This is a genomic window from Enterobacter sp. 01-M-02-SI-ECC, assembly GCF_047530595.1.
GTDB lineage: Bacteria > Pseudomonadota > Gammaproteobacteria > Enterobacterales > Enterobacteriaceae > Enterobacter > Enterobacter cloacae_M.
Map to the genome: position 1 here is coordinate 357,934 of NZ_JBLKCZ010000001.1, position 6,827 is coordinate 364,760.

Consider the following 6,827-nt stretch of genomic DNA (forward strand, 5'->3'; position numbering starts at 1 on the left):
AACACCACACATTTCGCTTGTGTTTCTTTTCGCCGTAATGATAATCACTATCACAAGAATTTACCTTTCTTTGCATCAGTTGACCGCGATAAACATTTAAGGTGTCGGCATGTTTGTTCCATTTCTCATTATGTTACGTGAAGGGCTCGAAGCTGCCCTCATCGTGAGCCTCATCGCCAGTTATCTGAAGCGAACCCAGCGCGGACGCTGGATTGGCGTCATGTGGGTCGGGGTATTCCTTGCCGCGGCACTCTGTCTGGGCCTCGGTATCCTCATCAACGAAACCACCGGGGAGTTCCCGCAGAAAGAGCAGGAGCTGTTTGAGGGGATCGTCGCCGTGATTGCGGTGGTGATCCTTACCTGGATGGTGTTCTGGATGCGTAAAGTTTCCCGCAACGTGAAGGTGCAGCTGGAGCAGGCGGTGGATAACGCGCTGCAAAAGGGCAATAACCACGGCTGGGCGCTCATTATGATGGTCTTTTTCGCCGTCGCGCGTGAAGGCCTGGAGTCTGTTTTCTTCCTGCTGGCGGCGTTTCAGCAGGATGTGGGGATCTGGCCGCCGCTGGGTGCCGTGATGGGCCTCGCCACGGCCGTGGTGCTCGGGTTCCTGCTCTACTGGGGCGGTATCCGCCTGAACCTGGGCGCCTTCTTCAAGTGGACCAGCCTGTTTATTCTGCTGGTGGCGGCAGGGCTGGCGGCAGGGGCGATTCGCGCCTTCCATGAAGCGGGCCTGTGGAACCACTTCCAGGACGTGGCGTTTGACCTCAGCAACGTTCTCTCCACCCATTCTCTGACCGGCACCCTGCTTGAAGGTATCTTCGGCTATCAGGAAACGCCGAGCGTCAGCGAAGTGGCGATGTATTTTATCTATCTGGTTCCGGCGCTGGTGCTGTTCGCAATGCCGCCGCGTACCGGCACGCAGGCGTCGCGCGTTGCGCCGTAATCTTTGATTTAGTTACAACATACTTATAAAGGGAAGAGTCATGGCAATTCAGTTCCGTCGTAGTGCGTTATGCGCAGGCATTGCCGCGCTGTTCGCTTCTGCATTCTCCGCCTGGGGCGCGGATGTTCCTCAGGTTAAAGTCACCGTCAATGATAAGCAGTGTGAGCCGATGACCCTCACGGTGAACAGCGGCAAAACCCAGTTCATTATTCAGAACCACAGCCAGAAGGCGCTGGAGTGGGAGATCCTGAAAGGCGTTCTGGTGGTGGAGGAGCGTGAAAATATCGCCCCTGGCTTCAGCCAGAAGATGACCGCCAACCTGCAGCCGGGCGAGTATGAGATGACCTGCGGTCTGCTGACCAACCCTAAAGGGAAGCTGATCGTCAAAGGTGAAGCGACGGCCGATGCGGTGAAAGGCGCTGCGGTGCTGAGCCTGGGCGACGCGATTACGGCGTATAAAGCCTATGTCACGAAAGAGACGGCGGACCTGGCGGCGGCAACCAAAGCCTTTACCGATGCGGTGAAGGCCGGTGACATCGAAAAAGCGAAATCCCTCTATGCGCCAACCCGTCAGCACTACGAGCGCATCGAGCCGATTGCCGAACTGTTCTCTGACCTTGATGGCAGCATTGATGCCCGCGAAGATGATTACGAGCAGAAAGCCGCCGATCCGAAATTCACCGGTTTCCACCGTCTGGAAAAAGCCCTGTTTGGCGACAACTCTACCAAAGGGATGGAAAAATACGCCGAGCAGCTGAATGGCGACGTGCTGGAGCTGCAAAAGCGCATCAGCGAGCTGGCCTTCCCGCCGTCAAAAGTGGTGGGCGGCGCGGCCGGCCTGATTGAAGAAGTGGCCGCGAGCAAAATCAGCGGCGAAGAAGATCGCTACAGCCATACCGATCTGTGGGACTTCCAGGCCAACGTCGACGGCGCGCAGAAAATTGTTAACCTGCTGCGTCCTCAGCTGCAGAAGGAGAACGGCGAACTGCTGGCCAAAGTGGATGCCAACTTCAAAAAAGTCGACACCATTCTGGCGAAGTACCGGACTAAAGACGGGTTTGAAACCTACGACAAGCTGACCGATGCCGACCGTAACGCGCTGAAAGGCCCGATTACCGCTCTGGCGGAAGATCTCTCTCTGCTGCGCGGCGTACTGGGTCTGGACTAAGCACGATGAATAAGCATAGCGAGAACGATGTGGTTGAGCCTTCACGTCGTCGATTATTGAAAGGAGTAGGGGCGCTGGGGGGCGCTCTTGCTCTGGCCGGTGGCTGTCCGGTAGCGCATGCGGCGAAACCGCAAAGCGCGCCCGGCACGCTGTCACCCAATGCCCGCATTGAGACGCAGCCGTTTTATGGCGAGCATCAGTCGGGCATCCTGACGCCGCAGCAGGCGTCCATGATGCTGGTGGCCTTTGATTCGCTGGCCAGCGATAAAGCCGATCTGGAGCGCCTGTTCCGCCTGCTGACGACGCGCATCGCGTTTCTCACCGCGGGCGGACTGGCACCCGATACGCCGAACCCGCGTCTGCCGCCAATGGACTCCGGCATTCTGGGGCCGTTCATCGCCCCGGATAATCTGACCATTACCGTTTCGCTCGGCGAGTCGCTGTTTGATGCCCGCTATGGGCTGGCAAAACAGAAGCCGAAAGCGCTGCAGAAAATGACGCGTTTCCCGAACGACTCCCTGGACGCGGCGCTGTGTCATGGCGACCTGCTCCTGCAAATTTGTGCCAATACCCAGGACACGGTGATCCACGCCCTGCGCGATATCATCAAGCACACGCCGGATCTGCTGAGCGTGCGCTGGAAGCGGGAAGGTTTTATCTCGGACCACGCCGCCCGCAGTAAAGGGAAAGAGACGCCGGTGAACCTGCTGGGCTTTAAGGACGGTACGGCCAACCCGGACAGCAGCGATGCGGCGTTGATGAAAGACGTGGTATGGGTGACGGCGGATCAGGGCGAACCGGCGTGGGCGGTGGGCGGCAGCTATCAGGCGGTACGGATTATCCAGTTCCACGTGGAGTTCTGGGACCGCACGCCGCTGAAAGAACAGCAGACGATCTTTGGTCGCGATAAGCAAAGCGGCGCGCCGCTCGGCATGAAGAACGAGCATGACGTGCCCGACTACGCCAGCGATCCCAATGGCGATACCATCGCGCTGGACAGCCACATTCGTCTGGCTAATCCGCGCACCAAAGAGACGCAGTCCAGCCTGATGATGCGTCGTGGCTACAGCTATTCGCTCGGCGTGACCAATGCCGGTCAGCTTGATATGGGCCTGCTGTTCGTCTGCTATCAGCACGATCTGGAAAAAGGCTTCCTGACCGTGCAGAAGCGGCTCAACGGCGAAGCGCTGGAAGAGTACATTAAGCCTATCGGCGGCGGCTATTTCTTTGCCCTGCCGGGCGTGCGCGATCGGAACGCGTACCTCGCTCAAGGTCTTATTGAAGCCTGATAATTGTCCCCGCAACCGTTCGCGGGGACATTATTTTTTCATATGACTATCCTCCTGTTATATTTCTGTAATATTTCTATATGAGACTGATTTCACCTGTAGGGACAGTCTTAAAAGTTGCATTCAGGTAAAATAAATGTTGCATTTATGATAACTCCTGATGTACTTAAGATAAGACAGCGGTAGTTCCCGGCAGTGATGCTGAATCACTATGGAGATCGCGAATGGTTGCGTCCTGTACTGGACAAGGTAAACATAACAACCGCAGCACCCGGCGCGGAGGCTCAGACTCCGGCAGCGATTTCCTCACCACTAAATTCTCCCCCCTTCCTCAAGAATCTGATTCGACCGACGTGCAGAACGGTGCGCGTAGCTGTTCCGTATCGTTATCCGATAAAGCAAGCAATGGCTTACAAGGAAGCCAACCCTCTGATGTTCGTGCGCATAATCGTGCCGAAGCTGGCGCGTGTGATGAATACCAACAACTCAAGGTGCTATCCATGGGAAGACAAAAAGCAGTGATCAAAGCTCGTCGCGAAGCAAAACGTGTGCTGAGACGGGATTCACGTAGCCATAAACAGCGTGAAGAAGAATCGGTCACCTCGCTTGTGCAGATGAGTGGCGTAGAAGCAATTGGCATGGCCCGAGACAGCCGTGATAATTCTCCAATTGTGGCGCGCAATGAGGCTCAGGCGCACTACCTGAATGCTATCGAGAGTAAACAGCTCATCTTTGCAACCGGTGAAGCCGGATGCGGGAAAACCTGGATTAGTGCAGCCAAAGCGGCGGAGGCGCTGATTCATAAGGACGTGGAGCGCATTATTGTTACCCGTCCGGTACTGCAGGCTGATGAAGATCTCGGCTTCTTGCCCGGTGATATTTCGGAGAAGTTTGCTCCGTACTTCAGGCCCGTCTATGACGTGCTGGTGAAGCGACTGGGTGCATCCTTTATGCAGTACTGCCTGCGACCAGAGATTGGTAAGGTGGAAATCGCGCCGTTCGCCTATATGCGCGGACGTACATTTGAAAATGCGGTCGTCATTCTTGACGAGGCTCAGAACGTGACCGCTGCGCAAATGAAGATGTTTTTAACGCGCCTCGGGGAGAACGTGACGGTTATCGTTAACGGCGATATTACCCAGTGTGACCTGCCATCCGGCGTGAAATCCGGGCTGAGCGACGCCATGTCACGTTTTGAGGAAGATGAGATGATTGGGGTGGTACGCTTCACCAAAGAGGACTGCGTGCGTTCAGCGCTCTGTCAGCGCACGCTGCAGGTCTATTCCGACTAAAGGTAAAGCATTATCGCTTTGCCTCTTTCCTGTAATGTCTTCCCGGCGTAATGCCGGGAAGTGTCGTTTATACTCCACAGAAATTCTCCTTATTTAAACACCAGGTTGCTGAATTAATAATTTCGATTATTAAGCGGGTGGGTGTTTTTATTCTTTTTTGCAGAAGTGTGATGTGAGGTGATAATACCCACAAAATACCTGTGAATATAATGAGTGCGCTAATTGTTAGTTAAAAATTAAACGTGAATGTAGTCACAGAACATTACTACGAAGTAAAAATTAAGTTGGTGTCTTCAGGTGAGTTATCTATGTTTCGTACTTGTTCGAACAAAATTCTAAGAAGAAACACAACAGGGGAGCCTTTTCCCTGAAACATCACGCTGAGGGTCATACATGAACGAACTGGTTGGTGCTATTAATGGTGTAATCTGGAGCCCTGCGTTAATATTTTTATGTCTGGGTGTCGGCCTCTATTTCTCGCTGCGTAGTCGCTTCCTGCAATTACGGCATATCAAACATATGATTACCCTGATGTTCCAGGGGCGTCCTACCGATGCAGGCGTATCGTCGTTTCAGGCGCTGACGATGACGCTGGCAGGCCGCGTGGGGACAGGGAATATCGCCGGTGTGGCCACGGCAATTACCTTTGGCGGTCCGGGCGCGCTTTTCTGGATGTGGATAGTCGCTTTTTTAGGTGCCAGCTCCGCATTTGTCGAATCCACCCTGGGACAAGTTTATAAAGAAAAAATTAACGGTGAATATCGCGGCGGCCCTGCCTTTTATATTGAAAAAGGTTTAGGCGTTAAGTGGTACGCATGGTTATTTGCTATTGTGACTATTTTCTCCTGCGGATTATTACTTCCGGGCGTGCAGGCAAACTCGATAGGAGCGAGCCTGGATATTGCTTTTGGTCTGAGTCCGAACGTTACGGCGGCATTACTTGCGGTGCTGTTAAGTTTTATTATATTCGGCGGTGTGAAAAGGATCGCCAGCTTTAGCAGCATGGTCGTTCCATTTATGGCGCTGGGGTATATTATTGTCGCCTGCGTGATTATCGCTATTAATATTAACCAGCTCCCTTCGGTTATTCTGCTGATCTGGAAAAGTGCGTTCGGCCTTGAAGCAGGTTTCGGTGCCATCCTGGGTCAGGCCATCATGTGGGGCGTTAAGCGCGGCGTCTATTCCAACGAGGCCGCGCAGGGGACCGGGCCGCATGCATCCTCTGCGGCGGCAGTAAGCCATCCGGTGAAGCAGGGGCTGGTTCAGGCGTTCTCGGTCTACATCGACACGCTGTTTGTCTGCTCCGCGACCGGGTTTATGCTGCTGATCACCGGGCTGTATAACGTCCAGGGCGTCGACGGTGCAGCGCTTTATACCGGGATTGCTGGCGTGGCCGCGGGTCCTGGCTATGTGCAGACGGCGATGGAAAGTATGATGCCAGGCTTTGGTAATTACTTTGTTGCCATTGCGCTGTTCTTCTTTGCCTTCACGACGATTATTGCCTACTACTATATTGCCGAAACTAATATCGCCTTCATTAACCGTAAAATTCACCGTCCATGGCTGACATTCCTGCTCAAGCTATGTCTGATGGCCTCCACGGTATATGGCACGGTTCGCACCGCGGATCTGGCATGGGGACTGGGGGATATCGGGGTAGGGCTGATGGCGTGGCTCAACATTATTGCCATTGTTCTGTTGCATAAAAAAGCGTTTGCCAGCCTTAAGGATTATGAAATCCAGAATGCGCAGGGGCTGGATCCACAGTTTGACCCGGTTCGGCTGGGAATTAAAAATGCGGATTACTGGCTTGATGGGCGTAAGGATGAGGATGGTGTTCAGCCTGAACAGGTTTCATCGCTTGAAAGAAAGCAGCCTGCAGCAAAGTTGAATAGCTGAGTAATCGAATAAAAAAGCCCGGGCATTAGTTCGGGCTTTTTTTTGTGAGGCGGCTCAGTCCGCACCGGGGGGGATTGACTCGCTTCGCTCGCCCTACGGGCAGCCTGTTCGCTGCGCTCTCAGTCTGTCCAACTGGCTGTCGCCAGTTGTCGGACCCCGGTCCGGGGTTCGAATCCCCCCCTTTTCGGAGAATATAAAAGAAAAAAGCCCGTACTTTCGTACGAGCTCTCATCTTA

5 protein-coding genes are annotated in these 6,827 nt (G+C 54.1%); all 5 read left to right on the forward strand.

The window, feature by feature from the left end; genetic code table 11:
• Positions 1-109 precede the first annotated feature (109 nt).
• The 5 genes from efeU (at position 110) to ACMWLG_RS01750 (ending at position 6,591) form a co-directional block, all read left to right on the forward strand.
• Entirely contained in the window at positions 110-943 is an 834-nt protein-coding gene (gene efeU, locus ACMWLG_RS01730) for an iron uptake transporter permease EfeU (protein WP_045401808.1), read from the forward strand.
• 40 nt (positions 944-983) lie between these two features.
• Positions 984-2,111, forward strand: coding sequence for an iron uptake system protein EfeO (gene efeO / locus ACMWLG_RS01735; RefSeq protein WP_045401811.1), 1,128 nt, complete (start codon positions 984-986; stop codon positions 2,109-2,111).
• Between the two features lie 5 nt (positions 2,112-2,116).
• A complete protein-coding gene (efeB, locus tag ACMWLG_RS01740) occupies positions 2,117-3,400 on the forward strand; it encodes an iron uptake transporter deferrochelatase/peroxidase subunit (protein WP_045401815.1) in 1,284 nt (427 codons plus the stop codon).
• 500 nt (positions 3,401-3,900) lie between these two features.
• A complete protein-coding gene (phoH, locus tag ACMWLG_RS01745) occupies positions 3,901-4,692 on the forward strand; it encodes a phosphate starvation-inducible protein PhoH (protein WP_029740192.1) in 792 nt (263 codons plus the stop codon).
• A 393-nt stretch (positions 4,693-5,085) separates the two neighbouring features.
• Positions 5,086-6,591, forward strand: a complete 1,506-nt coding sequence (locus tag ACMWLG_RS01750) for an alanine/glycine:cation symporter family protein (RefSeq protein ID WP_045354582.1) — start codon at positions 5,086-5,088, stop codon at positions 6,589-6,591.
• Positions 6,592-6,827 lie beyond the last annotated feature (236 nt).

Bases quoted from the DNA above. Each gene is read 5' to 3' on its own strand.
- efeU (WP_045401808.1), top strand. From the start codon at position 110: ATGTTTGTTCCATTTCTCATTATGTTACGTGAAGGGCTCGAAGCTGCC.
- phoH (WP_029740192.1), top strand. From the start codon at position 3,901: ATGGGAAGACAAAAAGCAGTGATCAAAGCTCGTCGCGAAGCAAAACGT.
- ACMWLG_RS01750 (WP_045354582.1), top strand. From the start codon at position 5,086: ATGAACGAACTGGTTGGTGCTATTAATGGTGTAATCTGGAGCCCTGCG.
- efeB (WP_045401815.1), top strand. From the start codon at position 2,117: ATGAATAAGCATAGCGAGAACGATGTGGTTGAGCCTTCACGTCGTCGA.
- efeO (WP_045401811.1), top strand. From the start codon at position 984: ATGGCAATTCAGTTCCGTCGTAGTGCGTTATGCGCAGGCATTGCCGCG.